Raw genomic sequence first — 21,888 nt, forward strand, 5'->3', positions numbered from 1 at the left:
CCGCTCCGTTACGCTCTCGCGACCACAGCCGGTCGATACCGGGCACTTGTCGCTCACGGCCCCTACGAGGTTTACCTCGTAGGGGGCTTTTTTTATATCCTGTCGGTCTATTATCGATGTCTACAGTTGTCCGCATCTTTCTAAAATCCTGCATACATTTTTTGTTTTAAAAGGATATTTTGGGGATGCTCTTATTGCGTTTCTCTCAACGAATTATCTCTCGGATAGCTTTTTTTTATTCCTAGTTGGAATAACGAATTTAATTTAAGGATGGAGTTGTTTGCGAAAAAGGAGTGTGTATGCCACATCGGGTTTGGGTGTTATGGACATTTTTTTTGTGCGCGAGTATCGCACAGGCTTCATTAACGCTACATATTCAGTCTCCATGGCGCGATGATGCCTCGAAAGCGGGATATTATCTACATGTCCTTGGATCGGCCGGTGGTAGCTACAATGCTTCCTATGGTGCAGCGTCCACGACGATCATGACCGACGAAGGCGATGGATGGTTCAGCTACACCTGGGACAAGTCCGTGGCCGATTTCCAGGATTGGCAGTCCTTTAATATAGGTCTCTATCCGAATACCGACGATTACAACTATAACAATAATAACGGAACAGCCTGGAAAGAGGGTGGCGATTTCAAGATGGGAGCTCTTTTCGGTACCGATACCGAAGTGTGGCTCTACACGAATACTTCTGATCTTTCCTACAGCAAGTCCTATGTCGCACCGGGCTCCAAGATTGTCTGGTTCAAGAGTCCTTGGGGCAATAAAGCTCTTCCGCAGATGATCATGGGCACGGATTCCGTGATGATGCGTTTCGTGTTTGATGATGAATCCAGCTGCGGTTGGTTTTATGGTGCTGTGACTCCGGCGATGCTCAAGAGAAATCCGATTGCCACTGTGCATTTTATTCGCTACAAGACTCCTTACATGTCGATTCCGGCTGAGGGACAAGTCGAACTGGTGGATTACTTCGCCGTATCCGATACTTTGTTCGTTGATGGTACGAAAGCAACTCTGCCGGTTGATTCCAAGATAGGAACTCTCGGGACCTGTTTTGATTCGACGCGAGTACTGCATGTGTATCATCCCTGGCGTAATAATTCGACTTTCAAGGATAGTGCCGTCTACATTACGATCGGAAACAACATTCTAAACAATCCGGTTGCTATGACGGCGGATGGTGATTATCCCTACTGGTTTCATTACGATTTTGAATCTTCTACGGTCTCCTCGGCGAACTGGAATTCCTCTTCGGCCCTGTTCAACATTTACCGACGCCAGAACGAATGGCCTCAGGTAACATTCTTTAGCGAAGCGCAGCGTCCGCTCGCATCGACTCTTTTTCCGACTGGTGTGTACGAAACCTGGATCCATACGCGTAGCAACGGTGCTTTTGATCTTTCCTTCAGTCCTCTTGAACCCAAGACCGTCCGTCTGATGAGTCCGTGGGACAACATGAGTCCCTCGATGATCGTGGCCGATGACACGGTGCGCATGGGACCTATTGCCGCCAGTCCCTTCGATACGACACAGAGCGATACATGCGGTTGGTACCAGGGAACGTTCTACAAGCACACGGACAGTTGGGAAGTACAGTTCAAGCAGTCCTTCGGGATGGAGTATTATAGCCTCGAGGGCGTGATGGCGGAAGACAAGGGTTATGGCGCGCCGATATCGCTTGATTCCATGATGGCGCTTTACGATACGGTATGGGTGTATCCTTATCCGCTTTCCAATAGTGCGCCTCGGTTCAGCGAGGTATTTCCGGGGCGTCTTGGAATTTGCCCCACGATGAAGATTTCGGCGATGATTCTGGACTGGGCCGGTGAATCCTATGCGGATAGCATTGACATTGATTTTGGCGGTATTTATGGTGGCAATGCCTACACGACAGTCGTACATGATGGCAACGAATACAAGACTTGCGGAGGGCATATCCTGAACATGGTGCAGGAAACCTTGAGTCCTGACGGATTGCCGGTGCGTGTGGATTCGCTTGCGTTCCCCTGGGATCAGTGTTCGGCAGGTCGTGAAATCGACAAGTGGTTCATTCCAGAAACGCTTGTTGTGCGGGATGGCCGTACTTATACGAATGCGACCTGTCGCGATATCGATCTGAAACTCGATGCCGAAGGTTTCTGGCTTGCGGATGTTACAGAATCTCCGAATGGCTGTAACGATCCCGTTAATCCAGGTTTTTACCCGATAGACGATTTTGAATACCTGGATTCGGCAAAGACTATCAAGAATCCGAAATTTGATTGGGATGTTCAAGGCTGCAAGCATAATTACAGTTTTTCTATGAAGATCAATGCGCAGTTCAAGTATGTGAAGGGACAGTATTTTGAATTTCGTGGAGATGACGATGTGTGGGTGTTCATTGACAATCGCCTAGCTGTAGACATCGGGGGGTGCCACAGCCCGGTGGAAGGAGCTGTCGACTTGGATACGATGGGCCTTGTCGAAGGCAAGGAATACCCCTTCCAGATTTTCTTCTCGGAACGTAATGCGACCGGTTCGAATTTCAAGATGCGAACATCGATTAACTTGCAGACGCAAAAGACCTATTTCCCTGTACAGAAGATGAATTCTAATGGGATTATCGAATATGAACTTTGGCAGTTACTGATTGATGAATCGCTGAGTTGCGATGTTTCTAGTGTAGCAAATATTGATACGACTTATGCGCAGTCGGTGTTTCAGCTGGTGGGTGGTTCGCTTCCGGCAGAAGGTGTTCTTCTGGAGCCAGGACTGCATTACGGTGGTATTTACATCAATGAAAACATGGCTGGATTCTCGGTGGATACTTCCGCCTTCGTAAACTCCCGTACGCTTGCTCCCGGCAGGTACATGCTGGTTTGCTACCTGGCGTCGGATCAGAATCAGTACCAGATAATTTCTTTTGTCGTGCCTGAATACCCGCTTCCAGATATTGCATTCGTGAATGTATTCCATCTGGGTGATTCTGCTTTCCTTGATTCGAAGGGACTGACACTTAGGGGTGATTCCTTGCGGAGTGAAGGAGGCAAGAATGACACCCTTCTTGCACACGTGATGTATCCGGATACCGTACCGCTCAAGGTGGCGGTTTTGTTTGGCATGACTCCTTGCGGAGAAATGGAGTCGTCGTCGCAAGTGAACTGCGTTGTTGATCTGAATTTGAAGACGATGTTCCCGCTGAGCTTTTTGGACAAGGACGGACAGCGAATTTCCTCGCTAACGACGGATTCCAGCGGTTATGCAAGTTTCTATGTCGTAGGGGATTCCGCCATGGTGAGGGCTTTCTTCAGTATAGAAAGTGATGCGGTGAACAATGCTCTTCAATGGACCGACATCAATTTCAAGGAACCTCCGGTTCCGTTTGCCACCCGTGCGCAAATGCATGATGTTAATGGAGACGGAATTCCCGATAGTCTGATTGTGCCCTTTAACAAGGCGTTTGACGATGTTGTACCCGATACGCTCGCCTGGATTTTTGGCGGCAAGGCTTCGCATGTGACGGCTGGCATGGACAAGATATGGCCTCTGGTATTCAAGGATTCGATTCTTGTGATGTATGATCCCGAAGGCTTGCGCAAGGATGTGTTCACGGGTGTTGCCGATCAGGAATATTTTGGTTCGCTTCGGTATCACTACACCTATACCGATGAAGATTCCGGTGAAGAGGTGAAACTGGCGATGAATACATCCATTGAAGACAAGGTTGCTCCAATCATTTTGAATGCGACCATCGAGACCGTTTCCGAAGACATCAGCGTGGTTATTATGAACTTGAGCGAAGGGACGGACAACAGGAATATTGATGGTGCCTCGGCATTTATCTTCTACCGCGACACCTTGAATTTCATGGATTCGCTGAGAATCAGTAGTACCGATGTCAGCTCGATGGGGAATGTCGTCAAGATTTACTTCCGCAAATCATCTGGAGGTGCACTCCCTGCTGTAGGCGACTATGTGCGTCTTGCCCCTGGAGAAATCAAGGATCTTGGCGGCAATGCGGCGCATCCTGACAACCCGAAAGTTCGTATCGTGGGAGAACAACGCACGGAAGTGAAGGCTCCGGGTGTGGTGACGATCGGTTCCGAGGATGATTCGTGGCCGTACGATGATCCTATTGTCCCGATTTCTGTTCCGACTAACAAGACTGTCCGCGACGTGATTGATAGTCTAGGAAAACCCGGACTGCTAATGACATTCAATATCGGTGAACTGGCGACGACCATGGTCATGAATCTTCCGAGCGGAGCCGATAGAGATTCAGCCCTGGCCCTTATCAAAATTCGTTGGGATGGGTATTACTACTCTCATCTAGGCAATTTCGTGAACAAGGCCGGTGGTACCATTCTGTGTAGCGATTCGGTTGTGTTCTACAATGCTGCGGATCCGTCTAAGTCTAACTGCTACGACAATCCGGGAAACATTTTCTTTGAATGGAATGCGCGTAGTGAAAATGGTCGCCTGGTCGGTACCGGTGCATATATCACGAAGATGAATGTCAAGATTACGAGCGCTGGAGAAAAGGCCGGCGAAAGCGACGATACCTATACCATAGGCATCAAGCGTAGCAGGCAGAAATAAACGAAAGGTTTACTTTAAAAATGAAACGACCCCTCCGGGGTCGTTTTTTATGTAGTGGGCCGAAAGTGATTCGTTATATCGGGTACTTATCCTTGGCGGATTCCAGTTCGGCGCTTGTCTTTTCCCATTCTTCGTAAAGCTGGTCGATTTTTTTCTTGTTGTCGTCCATATCCTTGGCGATTGCGGTAATGGCGTTCCCGTCGCCCGATTCGGAGGCGCTCACAAGTTTAGCTTCGAGTTCTCCGCCGAGAGCTTCGGCTTTCGCGATGTCTTCTTCGAGCTTCGCGAGTTTCTTTTCTAGAGGCTTGATGACCTTACTGCGTTCGGCGATATAGTCGGCTCGGGCCTTGCGGTCTTCCTTGACTCGCGGCGCATTATCGGTGCCGTCCGTTTTCACGTCGATATTAGAAACCTTGATATTGGCAGATTCGGATCCGCCCGGTTTCTTTTCGCTCGCCCAGCCGACCTTCTCGAGGAAGTCGGCGTAGGTGCCTTCGAAAACGCGGCACTTGCCGCCGTCGAATACGACGAGCCTTGTGGCAAACGCGTGCAACAGTTCTTCATCATGGGTTACCACCATAGCGGTACCTTCGTAATCTTCGAGCGCGTCAATCAGGCTTTCGATAGATTCCATGTCGAGGTGGTTCGTCGGTTCGTCGAGCAGCAGCATGTTGCAGGGGCTCGCCAAGATTTTTCCGAGGAGCACGCGACTGCGTTCACCGCCGCTCAGCACTTTCACCTTCTTGAGGGCGGCATCGCCGCTGAACATCATGAGACCTGCAAGTCCGCGGGCGCGGCTTTTTTGCGAGACTTCCTCGATGGCCGAGGCGATTTCTTCTTCGACGGTGTTGTCTAAATTCAGGCGGTTGATATTCGTCTGACCGAAGTAGTTTATCTGCAAGTTCGGGTTGTGGCTGATTTCGCCGGCGGTCGGTGTGAGTTCCTTGGCAATCAGGTTCAAAAGCGTCGTTTTACCGCGGCCGTTCGGTCCGATGACGGCGATACGGTCTCCCTTGAAGACTTCCATCGTGAGGTCTGTAATCAGTTCAGGGCCATTCGGGTATGCAAACGAAAGCCCCTTGATTTGCAACATTCGCTTGCCGGGGAAATCCGCTTCGGTAAAGCTGAAGTCCAGATTGCGCTCGTGGGAGAGGCGTTCGCCGGTCGCAAGTTTTGCTGCGGCCTTGATTTTCGACTGCACCATGGCGGCCTTAGCTGCCTTGTAGCGGAAACGTTCGATAACCTGTTCCAGCTGCGCCTTCTTTTTCGCCTCGTTTTCCTGCGTGCGCTGCGCGACTTCCTCTTCTTCGGCGACAGTCTCGCGGAGCTTCTCGACGCTGCCCTTCACCTTGCGGATCTTGTGGCGGAAAATGCCCGCGGTATGCGTGCAGACCTCGTCCATAAAGTGGTGATCGTGCGTAATCAGAAGGACTTCGCCTTTCCAGTTGCGTAGGAATCGGCTGAGCCAGCGCATCGACACGATGTCCAGGTAGTTGGTCGGTTCGTCGAGCAACAGCATGTCGGGTTCGGATGCCAAGACCTTCGCCAGATTCAGGCGGATCTGGAAGCCTCCCGAAAGGAGCGAGGGGCTCTTGTGCATGGATTCTTCGTCGAATCCCAGGCCGAACAGAATCGCTTCGACCTTGTGTTCTTCGATCCAGCCGTCTTCATTGGGCTTCAGTACGCTGCAGGCTTCTTCGTGAACCGTTGCGTGCGTAAAGTTCAGGTGCTGTTGCAGGTAGCCGAGCGTGTATTTCTTGGGAATGTCGATGCTTCCGCCATCGAGGCATTCCTGCCCGAGAATCATCTTGAAAAGCGTCGACTTGCCGCAACCATTGCGACCCACGAGGCCTACGCGTTCATGGTCGCCTACAAGCATGGAGGCGCCGTCCAGAAGGACCTGTACGCCAAAGGATTTCGAAACATTCTGTATTTGAATCACGATGCAAATTTAGAAAAATGCATGTAGGCTTCTATCTAGAAATCTTTAGGGCTAGACCTGCTCAGTCCGTTTTCATGGTAAAATTCCATGTCTCCGAGAACCTGCGATACCCAGCTTTTTGTCATGGGCGACTTGTTCCAGTTTTCCGGTTTGGAGCCTATTTCGGGATAGGGATAGAATCCTGCGATGGCGTTTTCGACGCTTACACCGATTCCCAGAATTTTGTGCAGGATCTCGGCTCCGATAAATATTTGCTCAAGGCCCTCGCCTCGGTCAAGCGCAAGGAGCCCGCGAGTATCCTTTTGTCCGCGATAGTCAAAATTGAAATTGGAAACGTGACGGATCAGCGACATCAGTAGGGCGGGGTCGATCTGGTAAATGCTGGCAGCTTCCATGACGGGAAGGGCCGTTAGCTGCTCACGATCCCAGGGTTCCCCAATGTAGGTCATTGCTAATGTGTGATTGCTTCCGTCACTACTGATATCCAGCTCGTAGCGGTTACCGAGTTTTTTGCGCAGTAGCTTGGAGAGTCTGATGCCTCGGTTTTTGAATTGCTTGTAGCCGTTCATCGAAAAATGAAGAGTGTCGTCAATTCTCGTTATTACGGGGGTCGTTGGCTTTTCAACAATTTTGGCATAGGCTTCGATGACCTGCGGCAGGATGTAGACGAGTTCGGGAAGCGGATGCGAAAGATCGCAGGACGAATCTACGACGATTTTTTGCAGGGTGTCCAGTTTCAGTATGGCCTGCGAGGCATACCGTTCGAAGAGTTCTCGTTCATTGGTTTTCTGTTCCTGCGTTTTTGGTATCAATAGGTAGGCAAGCGCGATGACGGCTACGATTGCGGCCGCAGCGATAAAGTCGCGGCGGAGCCGTTTTGCTTTCCAGAGAAGTTTGACCCAGCTACGCACCTTGGGACTTTTCCCGAGGTATACGGTCAGGAAGGCGGCGATGACTGTCCATAGGATAATGAAGATCACGGATTATATTATAGCAAAGGATATAAATTCTATCTTTGAAGACATGCTGAATCCTTTAAAGAATATTGTGGTAATCGGGGACCGTATTCTGGTCAAGCCTCTCGAATCCTCTAACAAGACGGGAAGTGGACTTTACCTGCCGCCGAGCGTCAGGGAACATGACGCCGTGCATACGGGGCTCGTCGTGAAGGTGGGCCCGGGGTATCCGATTCCTGCGGAACAGGATTCCGATTCTATTTTTAGGGGTGAGTCTCCTGAAGCGGTCAAGTATATTCCTCTTCAGGTCAAGGAAGGTGACGAGGCCCTGTATCTGCATGCAAGCGGACACGAAATCGAGGTGAATGGTGAACGCTACGTCATCATATCGCAAAATGCGGTGCTGCTTGTAGTGCGCCCCGAAATGCCCGATACGCTTTCTGCGATTGACGAACTCTAGTTGAAAAGGCTCAGAGTGTCCTTTAGTTTGGCGGCTACGCCGTTTACCGTGTCAAAGGTTTCGCGCAGCTCGTTAAGCAGCTTGTCGAAATAAACCTTGTCACAGAACAGGTCGTCCCGGTGCACCTTGCTTGCTTGATACAGGTCGCGGAGGCTGCGTAAAAGCTTTGCCTGGCGTTCCATCTGGAATACAGCTTCCTTCTGCAGTTCCTCAAGGCGTGTTTTTTTCTGCCGGGCGACTTCGGGATCGTTTTCGCGAAGAATATAGGTCGGCAGCGTGGCGAAGTCTTCGAACTTTCCGGAAGAACTCGTGTTGCTGCGGGTCATGGTGTTGCGAAGACCGATTCCCTTGACGGATGTTTCAATCGAAATTGTGCAACTGGATGTTCCGTGGAAATTGCACCGAACATGCTTTTCGACTTTGCGCAGTTCGTTGTATGGATTGAACTCTTCGTCTGTCTCGATATAGCGGAGGGGGACATATAGCGGGGTCTGTTCGCCAGCAATCGTGACATGGTAGCTGACGCACGGTTCTCCGTTGAAATCCTTCGTTTCGTACAGGTTATTGCTGCTCCGGAGGATTGTCGTGACCTTATTGTAGAGATCTTCTGCAGGATACGGTCCCTCCAGTGCTTCGGGGATATTCTTCATAAAGACGCTCTTGACGATGTTGCCAAAGTTTTCCATGATGGCGCTGTTAGATGTAGAACGGCCCCAAATGGATCCGCCCAGGAACAGGGCGTCGGTAAAGGTTGTTTCGGTTCGTCCGTTAAAGTAGGCGATAGCCTTTGCCATGTGAGAAAGGGAGAGCCACTTGCTTATGGGAACGTAGATTCCATTTTCTTTGCATAGTTCCGCAAGATTGCCGATGATGGAAAGCGTGTCTTCGGAAAGGGTGACCTTCTTGATTTCTTCGTTCCATGTACGCTTCTCCTCGACCGAGATTGTGAGGCCTGCGGGCATGTGGAAAGCTTCCTTCTTGCTCTGATTCTTGAGCAGAGCGCAAAGAGCATCGGCAGAAAGACTATCGGGCATATGGACGGTCAGGGTAATCTCGTCGGCGATATTGGCGCGGCCCATTGCGTTTTCGGGCCTAATGTCGCTACTTAGAATGACTGCTGCATCGGTCCGATCCAACAGGACCATCTTGACATTGTCCTTGATGGTGTCGTTTGTTGGTTCGAAGTTGTGGAAAACGACGATGTCGTAATTCGAGGCTCCTTCGGTAAGCAGGGGTTGATTATTGCTCACCTTCAGGATCTTGGGATTCCTGAAACTCGAGATGAGCCTGTTCATGAGAATGCCCTTGCCCGAACCGGGACGGCCGTAAAGATAGAACGGTTCTCCGGTAATTGCAGCAAGAAAGGCTAGCTGCAGGCAGTATTCGCGTTCCGGAAGATCTCCGGACATCGTAAGCAAAAGTTCCTGAATGCGTTTAGTGAGCGTCATAGTTCCCATCCAAAAAATCAAAAAAAATATAACAACTGCATCTCTCTGCCTTTCGGACCGAATTGGCTAAGGGCTGTTTTTTAGGGCAAGATCGACGCGCGAAAGGATGCTTTCGTTTAGGACAATGGTCTGGTTGGCGATGAACACCTGGCTTTTTTGAGCAAAATTGTCTGGCAGGCGGGCCGCATCTTTCTGGCTGATGATATAATCTTCGTTGCGGTGGTTCGCAAGTTCCTGCGCGAATGCTTTGGCGAAATTCCGGTCGTGGTCCCGGCGGAATATGCTACGTTGAATTTTGATCCCTACCGATTGAACGTCGCGCAGAAATCGGACCGGATCTCCGACCCCGCAAAACAAATTCACTTGTCTGTAGTCGCCGGTAGGATGCCGTGGCGATCCGGGCTGGACTCGATCCTGGTTCGAAAATCCCTGTAAGACGAAGCGTATGTCGGGGGCGGCTCCCGAACACTGTAGTTCGATTACGGAGCCGTGGTCTTTCCGAAGGCTCCTATTCTTTCCTATTGGCCACAGATCCCTCAATTGGGTTGGTGGTTTTCCCCAAAGCAGCACGAAGAATGTTGCGCCTGCGAGGCGGCTGTCTTCAAAGCCGTCGTCACAGAGGATGGTACCGAATTGGCGAGTTCGGTCAAGTTTCCGGGCGGTGCGGTAACGGTTGCCCGTTACGACAACTTGTACTAGCGGATGTCCCGCAAAGCGTCTACGGAGCATCTCCGCTTCGTCATAGGCGTAGGGGTGGCAGAGTATCGCCACTTTTTTTCCGCCGCTTGCGACATGGTCTGCAAGCCACATGCAGAAGGGAGTCTTTCCTGCTCCACCCGTGAGGTAGCTACCTACCACGACAAGCTTGCTATGTTGGAGGGGTTTCCCCTTTCGAAGGAAAAGCTTGTGGTGCAACAGGTAAGCCGCCCTGTAACAGGCGGCTATCAGGATTCTCATGTGCCCGAGATATCTCGTTTTGCGGTCCTTAGAGGCAATGGCGTTTCTGTTGCAGGTAAAGGTCCGCAAGTACGAGGGCTGCCATGCTTTCGACAATGACCGGTGCGCGCACTGCGACGCACGGGTCGTGGCGCCCACGTGCGGCGAGTGTCCCGTTTTCTCCGCCGCGGCCGGCTGTCTTCTGCTCCTGCGAAATAGTCGCCGTGGGTTTGAAGGCTATGCGGCAGTATATCGGTTCTCCGTTGCTGATGCCGCCGAGCGAACCGCCTGCGTTGTTGGTGCGGGTGTGGTAGGCATGGCCATCGAAGTAGAGTTCGTCGTTGTGTTCGCTGCCGTGCATGCGGGCCGAGGCGAAACCGCTACCGATTTCGAAGCCCTTGCAGGCGGGAATGCTGAGCATGGCCTGGGCGAGCAGGGCGTCCAGGCGGTCGAACACGGGTTCGCCAAGCGCCACCGGAGGATTCTTGACCAGGAGGCATACGGTGCCACCCACGCTGTCTCCGTTGCTGCGGGCATTGAGTACTGCTTGTTCCATTTTGACGCTGGCGTCCATGTCGGGACAGCGTACGGGGGATTTTTCAATATCTTCGAGCGTGAGCGTGTCGAGGTTCAGGGGCCCGCAGTCCACATCGCCGATGGAATTCACCCAGGCGATAATCTCGGTGCCGTTGACCTGTTTCAGGAACTTTTTCGCGACGGCCCCCGCCGCCACGCGCCCGATGGTTTCCCGGGCAGAACTGCGTCCGCCACCACGGTAGTCCCTGAAGCCATACTTGAGGTCGTAGCAAAGGTCCGCGTGTCCCGGTCGATACCACTTCTGGATTTCGGCGTAGTCATGGCTTCGCTGGTCTTCGTTGAATACGGCGAAGGAAATCGGGGTTCCGGTGGTTTTGCCTTCGAATACGCCCGAAAGAATCTTGACGCGGTCCTTTTCATCGCGGGCGGTCGTCATCTTGCCTTGACCCGGCCGCCTGCGGTCGAGTTCGGACTGGATATCCTGTTCGGAAATTTCAAGGCCTGCGGGGCAACCATCTAGGACCGAGCCAACGGCCGGACCATGGGATTCTCCCCAGGTGGAAACGGAAAATATTTTACCAAAAGTGCTGGACATGTTACAAAATATAGATAATCGTTGTTTTTTCTAAGAAAATACCTGATAAGGACTTACCAACTTGCAGAAGTTTACTATCTTTTACAAAGGTATAGGAGATTCCTGTGCGTAGATTAGGTTTTATTATAACGATTCTGACCTTGCTGCTTTCTCTGGAAGCAGTCGCCCAGCGTTATAACGATTTTGCCGGAATTCCCTTTGGAGCGTCTCGCGAAACCGTTATCGAAGAGGTGATGAAACTGGGTTTTGATCCCTACGGCGGTGAAGGCGAACGAGTGGTTATTCCTGTGTTCATGTTCGGCGAACTGCCTGTGCAGGTCGATTTCATTTTCAACAAGAACGACAAGTTCTATTCCTTTGAAATCAGGACTGGTCGTGTCGAACGCGCGCGCTTGAGCAAGTCCTTTGAGGCTGTGGCCTACATGTCCGAGCAATTTACGCTCAAATACGGTAAGGCGTCGGCGAATCCCGCGATTGACGAGACTTCCACCCTTAAGGAAAACCTTATGAACCTGTATCAGCAGTGGTTCTCCGTGAAGGTGCTGAATATCTATACCGGGCTTGTCCAGAAGGACAATCGCTTCTATGCGGTCGGCTCCGTGACTCACCGCAAGCTTGCGGCAGAAAAGAGTGCCGGAAGCAAGAAGGGGGCCGAGAAGGCCGTATCGAACCAGCCGGTGTTCTAGCGTTTTAGGCAAGTATCAAAAAAAGACCGGTAGCACCGGTCTTTTTTGTAATTTTTGAAAATATTGGACACTAGGCCTTTAGTTTGTCCAAAGCCTCGTTCGGGCCGATGACGAAAAGGACATCGTTTTCCTTGAGCGTATAGTCGGCGATGTTACCGATTTTGGGGGTGGGTTCCAGCGGATCGCGGATGGCGATGACCTGGATGCCGTACTTGTGGGTCAGTGACAGGTCCTTGAGCGTCTTGCCGAGGAAGGCGTCGGGGCATGCGATTTCCACGATGGAGAACCCTTCCATGAACGGCAGGTAGTCGAGCATGTTGGGGCGGTTCAGACGTTCCGCCAGCGAAATCGCCATGTCGCGCTCGGGGTGGAAGATGTCCGCTACGCCGAGCTTTTCGAGAATGATCGTGTGGGCCGGGCTGCTGGATTTTGCGATAATGTGCTTCACTCCCAGTTCCTTGAGGTTGAGCACGGTCAGAAGTGAGGCCTGTAGGTCTTCGCCAATGCAGCAGATGACGCTGTCCACTTTGGAAAGCGGCAGAGACTGCAGCTGCTTTTTACGGGTGCCGTCGGCAACAACTGCCTGGGCGACCTGGTTGGAAATGTCCTGGATCTTTTCGGGACTCGGGTCCACGACCATCACGTCATGTCCGAGTGCGGTCAGATGGCGAGCAAGAAAGTAGCCCGTATTGCCGAGTCCTATCACTACGAATTGTTTAGAAGCCATGTGTTAAAGATAGTAAACGGATGATGTAAAGGGGTGTTTTTACCACTCCGATCCGCCTTGAGCCGTCGAACCGGAGACGCATCGGACTGAATTGGCCTGATCCTTGTAGAAATGTTTCTTGATCCATTGCGAATTTTCCCACTTGAAGTAGTAGGCGTAGTCATGGTAGTCCGGATTCTCGTCGGCTGTCCAATAGACCCCGGTCGTAGCAAAATTGTAGAAGTCGTGGTTGAAGGCCCTGTAACCAGACAGCCTCATGGTTTGGTTGAAGGCGCTTTTGGAAAGGGCCGATTCCCATTCGCTTGCTGTTGGCAACCTGGTCCCTTGCGGGCAGGCCCTGGCGGCATCGTGCCAGGTGTAGAGCCGACCATCAGCGTCGCAGTTCTTCTTCAGTTCGTAACACACGCTGCCCGAAGTGCTGTAGTTCAGATTCTGGGCCATCCAGGTCAGGCCGTTTACGGAAACGGTCCTGTAGGTCTGTCCGTCGCGGGAGTCGGTCAGGGTGTTTGCGTCGTCGGATTTTTCCTGTGGTGTCTGTTTCGCCGATTCTGACTTTATGGGGGTTGTGTCCCAGGGAGAGCGTTCCCATACGGAAGTGCCCCAGGCGCAGGATAAAAGGATAAAAACGGAAATTCCTGTTCTGATTCTACCCATGGGTTAACCCACCATGATGTCTTCTTCGGCGTACCACATTCCCTGTTCCTGCTTCTTGGCGACGGCGGAAATCAGGAAGAGCGGTCCCATGCGGCCAACGAACATGACCGTGCAGATGACGATGCGGCCCGGAATGGAAAGCTCGGGGGTGAGCCCCATGGAAAGTCCGCAGGTGCTGTAGGCCGAGACGACTTCGAAGAATACCTTGAGGAATGAAACCTGCTCGATGGAATTGCCGGCGGCCTCAGTTTCGAGAAGCACGAGGGTAGCAACGACCACGACGACAATGGCGACCACGAAGATTCGCACGGCCTTATCGACCGTGGTTTCGGGAATGGTGCGGCCAAGAATCTGGGTCTTGTTGCGGCCCAGCAGGCGGTTGAAACCCAGCAGGAAAATCACGGCAGTGGTGGTGGTCTTGATACCGCCACCGCAGCTACCGGGGTTTGCGCCGATGAGCATGATAATCACAAAGAAGAACAGCGAGCCCACGCTCAGCGCCGAGGTGTCGATGTTATTGAGGCCCGCGGTGCGGCTGGTGAATGCCATGAAGGCGCTGGATTCCAGCTTCTCTCCGAAGTTCAGGCCTGCAAAAGTATTGCTCCATTCGCTGAACATGAAGAAGGCGATACTCACGAGAACGATAATCAGGGTAAAGCCCGTGGCAATGTGGGTATGCAGCGACACCTTGCGGATGGCGCGCTTCTTGAAGTCGAACAGGTAACGGATTTCGGTAATGGCCAAGAAACCGAAACCGCCCGCCAGCGCAAGCACGCAGGTCGTGATGTTCATGAGCGGGTTCAGCTGGAAGCGCACCAGGGAATCGGGGAACAAGGTGAAGCCCACGTTACAGAAGGAGCTGACCGCCTGGAACAGACTGCAGAAAAGGCGGTCGTAGAGTTCCATGTCGCTGAACTGCGTAAAGTAGATGACGGCGCCAATCGCTTCGAGCCCGAAGGTAAAGGGGAGCACTGCCTTGAGGATTCGGCCTGCGTCCACATTACCTTCCTGCGTGTAGTTTGCGAGGAGGGCCGACTGGTGGTTGAATCCCGGGTGCATACCGGCAAGGAGGATTATCACGGTAGAAATCGTCATGATTCCAAGACCGCCCGCCTGCATTAAAACCACTAGCACCCAGTTGCCGAAGGTGGTAAAACTGGCGCTGATATCGATGGTGGAAAGACCCGTGACGCAAACGGCAGACATAGCCGTGAAGAAGGCGTCGAGTACGCCGACTGGTTCACGCTGCGCAAACGGGAGCGACAACAGGAGTGCTCCCAGAGAAACCAGCGCGAGGTAGCCGGACACAATCATCAAAATCGGGTTGCCCGACTTTTTCTTGACTTCGGCCTTCTTTTCCACGAAGTCAAACGCTTCGTACCTTGAACGTAACATGGGCCCCAATATAGAAATTAATCCCTATCTTGCCTAGGTTTGGGCGGTTTTCTACATTTGGCCGCGTATGAAGAACTTGCGTGCCATTTTGATGCCGATTGCGATTTTGCTCGGAATTTTGCTCCCGCAGGCGCACGTGCTTTCGCCCCTGATGCCTTTTTTGATCGGTACCATGATGTTTTTGACATTTGTGACGAAAATTCCGCCGCAAACGCATGGTTACACGTTCAAGATTGAAATTCGCGCCCTGGTGGTGAGCCTGATCCTGGTCGCTGCCATTGCGGGCATCGTAAAGCTTTTCGACCTCCCGCGCGAGGTCCTTTTGGGGGGCGCCATCATTGCGCTTTGCCCGCCTGCAAACGCGGCCCCTGCCATGGCCAAGATGCTCGGCGGTTCGGCCTCGCTTGCGTTAAAGATTTTCTTGAGCGGAAACTTGATCGCGTGTTTTTCGATTCCCCTTGTGTTCGGTTACCTGACCGGCACCGATGCGGGCCTCTCCGAAATTGCGATGAAGATTTTCAATACGATTCAGCCCATCATCAGTATACCACTCGCGTTTGCGCTTGGCCTGCGGGCGTTCTACCCGGAACTTGCCGACCGTGCCGCCAAATACCAAAAGTACACCATGTTCGTGTGGACCTTCTCGGTGTTCGTGATTTTGGCGAAAGCAAGTTACGACATTCGCGAAATGGGATTCTCTGATTTGTGGAATAGCGGAAAGCTCCCGATGATGGCGGGAATTTCGCTGATTCTTTGCATTCTGCTTTACGCCCTCGGCTGGTATGTGGAAAGGAACCGTCGCCCCATCGAAAGTGCACAGAGCATGGGCCAGAAGAACACCACGCTCGTCATTTGGATAGCTACTTTGTATGCGGGCCCCGTCGTGGCGCTCGCCCCGACTTGCTACGTGGTGTGGCAGAACCTGGTGCTCAGTTATCTGAGCGCAAGGATCAAGCCGAAGGAATCTGCACAAACGGAAGTCAAAAAACCGGAATAATTATATTTATTCCATGACCCATGCCGAACTTGTCAAGCGCCTGCTGGCCGAACAGGATTTGAAGTACCGCGACTTTCACGCATCGCTGCTGCCGAACATCGACAAGAAAACGATCATTGGCGTGCGCGTGCCCACCATGCGGAAGATTGCGAAGGAGTTCGCGGCCAGTTCTGCGGGCGCAAAAACCGTGCCGGCCGATGTCGCCAAGTTTTTGGACAAGCTGCCGCACAAGTACTTTGAAGAAAATCAGGTGCACCTTTTTGTGGTCGAGCGCATCAAGGATTTTGACGAATGCCTGTACCGCATCGAACAGTTCTTGCCCTACATTGACAACTGGGCCGTATGCGACGGAAAATCCCCGAAGGCATTGCTCAAGGACGAGTCGCGTTTTTTGGCGAGCATCGAAAAATGGCTCAAGTCGTGCCACCCCTATACCGTGCGTTTCGGCGTGAATATGCTCATGAACTTTTTCCTGGATGAACGGTTTGACAAGAAGTTTTTGAAGTGGGTCGCCGCGATAGACGAAAATCTTTTCGATGACGATTCGACGGGGGCAGCGCAGTCCCAGAAGCAGGCCGCATCGGTAAATGCCACCCGTCCCACCGACCGCTACTACGTGCAAATGGTCATCGCCTGGTACATGGCGACGGCGCTTGCCAAGCAGTGGGACGCAACATTCCCCTACATCAAGGGCCGCAAGCTTTCCTCCTGGATCCACGCAAAAACCATCCAGAAAGCCTGCGAAAGCTACCGCATCACCGATGAACAGAAGAAAACCCTGCGCGGGTTGAAATAGAACAGAGCGGTCTCATGTGAGCAAAAAAACGCCTCGTATTAACGAGGCGTGGTTGCGAGAGTGAGGCGATATCACATTTTCTTGATTGAAATAGAGCCGAACGGTCTCATAAGTCCACATTTGACAATCCCTAGTTGTTAGGGTATATTTATATCCGGTCACATAAAATAATGTGGCGCAAGGAAGGGTTTGGTTTATGATGAAATGGAATTTTGGAGTATCCGGCGCGGTTCTGGCGATGGCGGCGTTTGTCGCGGGCCTCGCGGGTATCGTTTCTCCTGCGCATGCACAGACCAAGGTCGTTGTCGACCCTGGCAAAAAGTATCAGGTTTTCGAGGGTTGGGGCACGAGCCTCTGCTGGTGGGCCGTAAAGGCGGGCGCCTGGAGCGAGGCGAACCGCAGCAAGCTTCTGGGTGCGATCGCCGACCCCGATACGGGTCTGGGCTACACGATTTTCCGCTACAATATTGGCGGCGGCGACCAGCCGGGCCATAATCACCTCACGAAGGGCGACGGCGGCGCAAACGTTCCCGGCTACAAGCCCACGGAAAAGGGCGATTTTGACTGGACGGCGGACCCTTACCAGCGCACGATCGCGCTTGAACTTTCAAAGCGCGTGAAAAGCCCGATTTTCGAGGCGTTCAGCAATTCGCCCCCGTGGTGGATGACCAAGAGCGGCTGCGTCTCGGGCAGTAGCGACGGTAGCGACAACCTCAAGGAAGACTATTTCGACGACTTCGCGGACTACCTCTCCGAAGTGGCGCTGCATTTCAAGAAGGAATGGGGAATCACGTTCCGCACGGTGGAACCGTTCAACGAGCCGAGTGCCGGCTGGTGGAAATCGAATGGCGGGCAGGAAGGTTGCGGCTTCAAGAACAACCAGACGAAGATGATTGTGGAACTCGGCAAGGCGCTCCAGAAGAAGGGCCTGTTCCCGGAGACTTCGGTGAGTGCCGCCGACGAGACGAACATTGGCGATGCCTTGAACCAGTTCAACAAGTACAGTGGCGAAGCGCTTTCTTACATGTTCCAGGTGAACACGCACAGCTATTCCGGCGGCGACAACCGTGCCAAACTTTTCAATGCGGCGTTCGCGAAAGACAAGAAGGTGTGGCAGTCCGAAACGGGCCCGCTTCACAAGAGCGGCGACGAGAACATTGCGCTCTGGATGGCGGGCGTGATTCTTGCGGACCTGCGCGACATGAAGGCGAGTGCCTGGGTGGATTGGCAGATTGGCGACCCGGCCGAGAACTGGCGTAGCCTCGCGCTGAACCACAGCAAGCAGACATTCAGCCCGAACGCGCGCTACTACATGCACGCCGCATTCAGCCGCTACATCCGTCCGGGTTCGCGCATTATCGATAGCGACAACGGCAACACGCTCGCGGCGCTCACGCCCGAGGGAGCGCTGGTGCTTGTCGTGCGTAACAGCGGTTCTAGCGATGTGAAGTATGAATTCGACCTGGGCGAGTTCGTGAAGATTGGCACGAGCGCGAAGGTGGTGCGCTTTGAACTGCCCGGCAGTCTCACCAAGCAATCCGATATTGTGGTTTCGGGCAAGGTGCTTTCGATGACCGCGAAGTCCAACACGATTACCACGATGGTGATCGACGGCGCCGAAGGTGGCGTCTGCAAGCCGGATTCCATTATTCCGTATTCGAAAATCAACAATAACGAGGGCTGGTCCACCGCGACCGAGATCTCGCTTTCCAAGGGCGATTCGCTTTCGATTGGCCCGCATCCGTGGGAAGGCGGACGCTGGGTGTGGAGCGGCCCGAAGGGCTTCACCTCCACGAACCGCGAAATCCACATCGGCAAGATGGACGGCACCATGAGCGGCTACTACAAGGCGGTCCACACGAACGCCGCGGGCTGCGAAGGCTCCGTGACGTTCAAGGTGATTGTAGACGATCCGGCGCACCCCTTTGTGGATCCGGATACCACCAAACAGGATTCGACTGATGAAGATTCCACGACAGCCATTGGTCAGCGCGGCATTGTCGGAATGCTACAGCCGTTGAATACGGGCGAATCTATCCAGGTCTTTGACATGCAGGGCCGATTCTTGGGGCTGCTGCAATCCAAATCATGGCAAGAAGGCGACCTCGCCACGTTGCTCCTAACGCAGTTTAAGTATAAGGGAGTTTACATGGTGCGTCAGGGAACTTACAATCGGCTCATTCGTGTCCGCTAATTCCTATTAGGGACATAGATTTTGCTATTCTTTGTCCATGATTTTGGGGTCAAGCGGAAAAAATTTCATCATTCTGTCAATTCTAGTCTTGGTTGCTCTGACCATGTGCAAGGATTGGTATGACTTTTACTGCTGTGGAGCCGTGGACAGTTGCCTTTCGGCATCGGGTGTCCCACAACTTTTCTTTAAGTTTGCGATGTCCGCGCTTCTGACGGGACTCGCGTTCCTAGTAGCGAAGGATTCGTTCTCGCCGAGAGACGGCTTCTTCCTGCGTATTGCGTTCGTCTTTTCGCTCCTGGCCGACTTTGGCTTCAGCATGCTCAAGCTGCTTTGTCCTGAAAATATCAGCCTGCTTTGCGGTATCGGATTCTTCATGGTCTTTCAGGTCATCCTGATCTATAGGCATTCCCGTGAATCGGAATCCGACAGGAACTTTCCGAAGGCCTATCTGCTTTTGGCTGCGTCGCTGATCGTTGCTTTCGTTATGGGGGCGACAGGGGTGCTCTCCCTGATATCGTCCGTCGTGCTTTCCTATGCGGTCTTTGTCATCACGTCCGTGATCGTGGGAGTCCTTGCTCCGCGCAGGGGGTACTTTCCCGCCGGCAATGCCAAGTTCGTCCGTCGCGGGATGCTTGCCTTCCTGGTGGGCGATTTCCTCGTCGGTCTCACGATGCTTTCGGGTGAAGACCATGGCGCAGTCCAGCTGATCAGTTCTCTTGCGAACAATTTCATATGGCTTGTCTATGTGCCTGCCCAGTTGATGCTTATCCGGGCGACGGCAAAACCCCAGGCATGAGCCCGGGGTGTTTCCACTTTTAGGTACAAAAAAGGCATCTCTCACGGTGGAACACTCGAAGCTACTCATATAAAAATGATAGCAGTGCCTCGGGGAGTTGTTTTTCGCGTCGATGCGCGCCTAAACTGAACCACGAGAGCGACGAGCTTTAATGATACTGTTAGATCGGGCGTTAATCCGTGGGATGCCTAATTGTAATATACTATTGTGAAGCTGCAAAAGCAAGCAGATAAAGTGAAAAATTTTGTGACAAACATGTGCTTTTTTGGATAGTCCATGTTGGAACATTCAGTGGCATTCGGGGGGCGTGATGAATTCGGCGCAGTATTTCGCGACTTCTTCGCGTAGTTTGTTCCCGCGGACCTTTCCGAGAAGGATCTCGATGTCTTCGAGAGGGGCCGCCATGAATGCTTCGGCGCTCTTGTATCGGCTTAGAACCTTTATGCGGGTTTCGTGACCCACGCCAGGTATCTTGAGCCATTCGACTTCCAGGTCCTTCTTGCGCTTGCTCCTTTGGTAGGTGATGGCGAAACGGTGCGCTTCGTCGCGGGCGTTCTGCAGAAGTTTCAGCGCGGGGCTCGTTCGGTGCAGTACGATAGATTTCCTGTCGTCGGGAAACACGATTTCTTCGAGGCGCTTCGCGAGTCCGATGAGAGGCAGGTCCTTGTCGTGCCCCAGCTCCTTGAGAATCTGCATCGTGGCGTCCACTTGGCCCTTGCCTCCGTCGCAGACCCATAGATCGGGCATGGGCGTACCCTCGTCTTCTAGCCTGCGGATACGGCGTGTCATCACCTCGCGCATGCTCGCGAAGTCGTCTACGCCTTCTACGGTTTTGATGATAAATTTACGGTAGTTCGCCTTGTCGGGGCGTCCGTTCTTGAAGGCCACCAGGCTTGCCACGGTGTTCGTACCCGAAAGATGCGAAATGTCCACGCATTCGATGCGAAATGGGGTCTTTTTGAGGCCGAGAACCTGCTGTAGCTCAAAGACGCTCTGGTCTATTTCGCTGTACTTCTGTACTTCGGCACGCATTTCCACGAGAATCATGTCGGCGTTTGCTCTGGCGAGCTTCAGGAAACCGATTTTTTCACCGCGTTGCGGATTCACGAAACGCACCTTGCGCCCCGCCTTTTCGGATAGTGCCTGCTGCAATAGTTCCGCGTCCTCGGGCAGGTCGATGTCGGTTGCGATTTCGGCAGGAATCAGCGGAACATCCATGTACCAGGGCAGGATCATCTGTCTAAAAATTTCGGTCTCGTCTTCTTCGAGCTTACATTCGAGCTTGTAGTGCCTGCGGCCGAGAAGTACGCCGGCACGGTATTCGAGGATGACGGCTGCTGCCATGGAACCGTTGCGGCGTAGCGTCAGGATGTCCATGGAAAGGTTCGGGTCGGTCGTGTCCGTTTTCTGGTGCGTTCCCGTTGCCTGCAGCGCCTGGATGGCGTCGCGTTTCTTCATGGCGGTTTCGAAGTCAAGATTTTCGCTCGCTTCCTGCATTTCCTGCTGCCAGGTTTCGATCAGGTCGTCGCGCTTGCCTTCGAGAAGCAGTTTTGCCTGGTCCACCTTCTTTCGGTATTCCTCTTCGCTAATGAGACCTGCACAGGGGGCGTCGCAGCGTCCGATGTGGTAATTGAGGCAGGGCCTTTGCGGTTTTGCGAGAGGCAGCTTGAGTTTGCATTCGCGTATGTGGAATAGGCGCGCGGCAAGGTCGGTCAGCTGGTCGATAAAACGGGAACTCATGAAGGGGCCGTAATACTGGTTCTCGTCCTTGCGGACGGAGCGCGTCAGGAACAGCCGCGGGAAGGGCTCCCTTACGGAGAATGCCAGGTAGGGAAAGTGCTTGTCGTCCTTCAGCAGCACGTTGTACTTGGGCGTGTGCTTGCGGATAAGGTTCGCTTCGAGGATCAGCGCTTCGGATTCGCTTTCCGTAATTATCCATTCAATGTCGCGGATGTAGGGCAGCATGAGCGTCGCGGCGCGGTGTCCCGAATGGTCGCTGCCGTCAAAGTAGCTGCGTACGCGGTTCTTGAGAACTTTTGCCTTTCCGATGTAAATGATTTTTCCCTGGGCGTTCTTCATGATGTAGACGCCCGGCAAGGCGGGGAGCTCGGCGAGACGCCGCTCTATATATTCATTTACAAAAATCATTGGCATTTACAAAAAAATTTAATTATCTTAATAGA

The 21,888-nt window shown here is 52.8% G+C and carries 16 protein-coding genes; 7 read left to right on the plus strand and 9 right to left on the minus strand.

Annotation, left to right across the window (positions count from 1 at the left end; all coding sequences use genetic code 11):
- The first annotated feature begins 299 nt into the window (after positions 1–299).
- Positions 300–4,586, plus strand: a complete 4,287-nt coding sequence (locus Q0628_RS00045) for a fibro-slime domain-containing protein (protein ID WP_298767310.1) — start codon at positions 300–302, stop codon at positions 4,584–4,586.
- 73 nt (positions 4,587–4,659) lie between these two features.
- Here Q0628_RS00045 and Q0628_RS00050 read toward each other — a convergent pair whose 3' ends face one another.
- Both Q0628_RS00050 and Q0628_RS00055 read right to left on the minus strand, forming a co-directional pair.
- A complete protein-coding gene (locus Q0628_RS00050) occupies positions 4,660–6,528 on the minus strand; it encodes an ABC-F family ATP-binding cassette domain-containing protein (RefSeq protein ID WP_298767311.1) in 1,869 nt (622 codons plus the stop codon).
- A gap of 35 nt (positions 6,529–6,563) precedes the next feature.
- A complete protein-coding gene (locus Q0628_RS00055; RefSeq protein WP_298767312.1) occupies positions 6,564–7,508 on the minus strand; it encodes a hypothetical protein in 945 nt (314 codons plus the stop codon).
- Between the two features lie 43 nt (positions 7,509–7,551).
- Between Q0628_RS00055 and Q0628_RS00060 the strand changes: the two genes are divergently transcribed.
- Complete coding sequence (locus tag Q0628_RS00060; RefSeq protein ID WP_298767313.1) at positions 7,552–7,944, plus strand: co-chaperone GroES family protein; 393 nt, start codon at positions 7,552–7,554, stop codon at positions 7,942–7,944.
- On the opposite strand, the gene Q0628_RS00065 is transcribed toward Q0628_RS00060, so the two are convergent.
- From Q0628_RS00065 to aroC, 3 genes are all read right to left on the minus strand, one after another.
- Positions 7,941–9,392 (minus strand): hypothetical protein, encoded by a 1,452-nt coding sequence (locus tag Q0628_RS00065; RefSeq protein WP_298767314.1) that lies wholly within the window; start codon positions 9,390–9,392, stop codon positions 7,941–7,943. The genes Q0628_RS00060 and Q0628_RS00065 overlap by 4 nt on opposite strands.
- 66 nt (positions 9,393–9,458) lie before the next feature.
- Positions 9,459–10,349, minus strand: a complete 891-nt coding sequence (locus Q0628_RS00070) for a tetraacyldisaccharide 4'-kinase (protein WP_298767316.1) — start codon at positions 10,347–10,349, stop codon at positions 9,459–9,461.
- 28 nt (positions 10,350–10,377) lie between these two features.
- Complete coding sequence (aroC, locus tag Q0628_RS00075; protein ID WP_298767318.1) at positions 10,378–11,460, minus strand: chorismate synthase; 1,083 nt, start codon at positions 11,458–11,460, stop codon at positions 10,378–10,380.
- A 104-nt stretch (positions 11,461–11,564) separates the two neighbouring features.
- Between aroC and Q0628_RS00080 the strand changes: the two genes are divergently transcribed.
- On the plus strand, positions 11,565–12,146 hold the full coding sequence (locus Q0628_RS00080) for a hypothetical protein (protein WP_298767320.1): 582 nt from the start codon (positions 11,565–11,567) through the stop codon (positions 12,144–12,146).
- Between the two features lie 70 nt (positions 12,147–12,216).
- On the opposite strand, the gene Q0628_RS00085 is transcribed toward Q0628_RS00080, so the two are convergent.
- Genes Q0628_RS00085 through Q0628_RS00095 form a run of 3 tightly spaced genes read right to left on the minus strand, consistent with a single transcriptional unit; the run spans position 12,217 to position 14,922 of the window.
- Positions 12,217–12,873, minus strand: a complete 657-nt coding sequence (locus tag Q0628_RS00085) for a TrkA family potassium uptake protein (protein WP_298767323.1) — start codon at positions 12,871–12,873, stop codon at positions 12,217–12,219.
- Between the two features lie 39 nt (positions 12,874–12,912).
- Complete coding sequence (locus Q0628_RS00090) at positions 12,913–13,527, minus strand: FISUMP domain-containing protein (protein ID WP_298767325.1); 615 nt, start codon at positions 13,525–13,527, stop codon at positions 12,913–12,915.
- Positions 13,528–13,530: 3 nt separating this feature from the next.
- The gene (locus tag Q0628_RS00095) at positions 13,531–14,922 is read right to left on the minus strand and encodes a potassium transporter TrkG (protein WP_298767327.1); all 1,392 of its coding nucleotides are present in this window, start codon (positions 14,920–14,922) and stop codon (positions 13,531–13,533) included.
- Between the two features lie 67 nt (positions 14,923–14,989).
- On the opposite strand from Q0628_RS00095, the gene Q0628_RS00100 reads away from it, so the two are divergent.
- The 4 genes from Q0628_RS00100 (at position 14,990) to Q0628_RS00115 (ending at position 19,705) form a co-directional block, all read left to right on the plus strand.
- The gene (locus Q0628_RS00100) at positions 14,990–15,919 is read left to right on the plus strand and encodes a bile acid:sodium symporter (RefSeq protein WP_298767329.1); all 930 of its coding nucleotides are present in this window, start codon (positions 14,990–14,992) and stop codon (positions 15,917–15,919) included.
- 13 nt (positions 15,920–15,932) lie between these two features.
- Positions 15,933–16,715 carry a DNA alkylation repair protein gene (locus tag Q0628_RS00105; RefSeq protein ID WP_298767331.1) on the plus strand — a complete coding sequence of 261 codons (783 nt, stop codon included), beginning with the start codon at positions 15,933–15,935 and terminating at the stop codon, positions 16,713–16,715.
- Between the two features lie 196 nt (positions 16,716–16,911).
- Positions 16,912–18,909, plus strand: coding sequence for a glycoside hydrolase (locus Q0628_RS00110; protein WP_298767333.1), 1,998 nt, complete (start codon positions 16,912–16,914; stop codon positions 18,907–18,909).
- A gap of 37 nt (positions 18,910–18,946) precedes the next feature.
- Positions 18,947–19,705: a hypothetical protein gene (locus tag Q0628_RS00115; RefSeq protein WP_298767334.1), complete on the plus strand. Its 759-nt coding sequence runs from the start codon at positions 18,947–18,949 to the stop codon at positions 19,703–19,705.
- Between the two features lie 288 nt (positions 19,706–19,993).
- On the opposite strand, the gene uvrC is transcribed toward Q0628_RS00115, so the two are convergent.
- Entirely contained in the window at positions 19,994–21,859 is a 1,866-nt protein-coding gene (gene uvrC, locus Q0628_RS00120; protein WP_298767336.1) for an excinuclease ABC subunit UvrC, read from the minus strand.
- Between the last annotated feature and the right edge of the window lie 29 nt (positions 21,860–21,888).

The organism is uncultured Fibrobacter sp., assembly GCF_937877005.1.
Lineage (GTDB): Bacteria > Fibrobacterota > Fibrobacteria > Fibrobacterales > Fibrobacteraceae > Fibrobacter.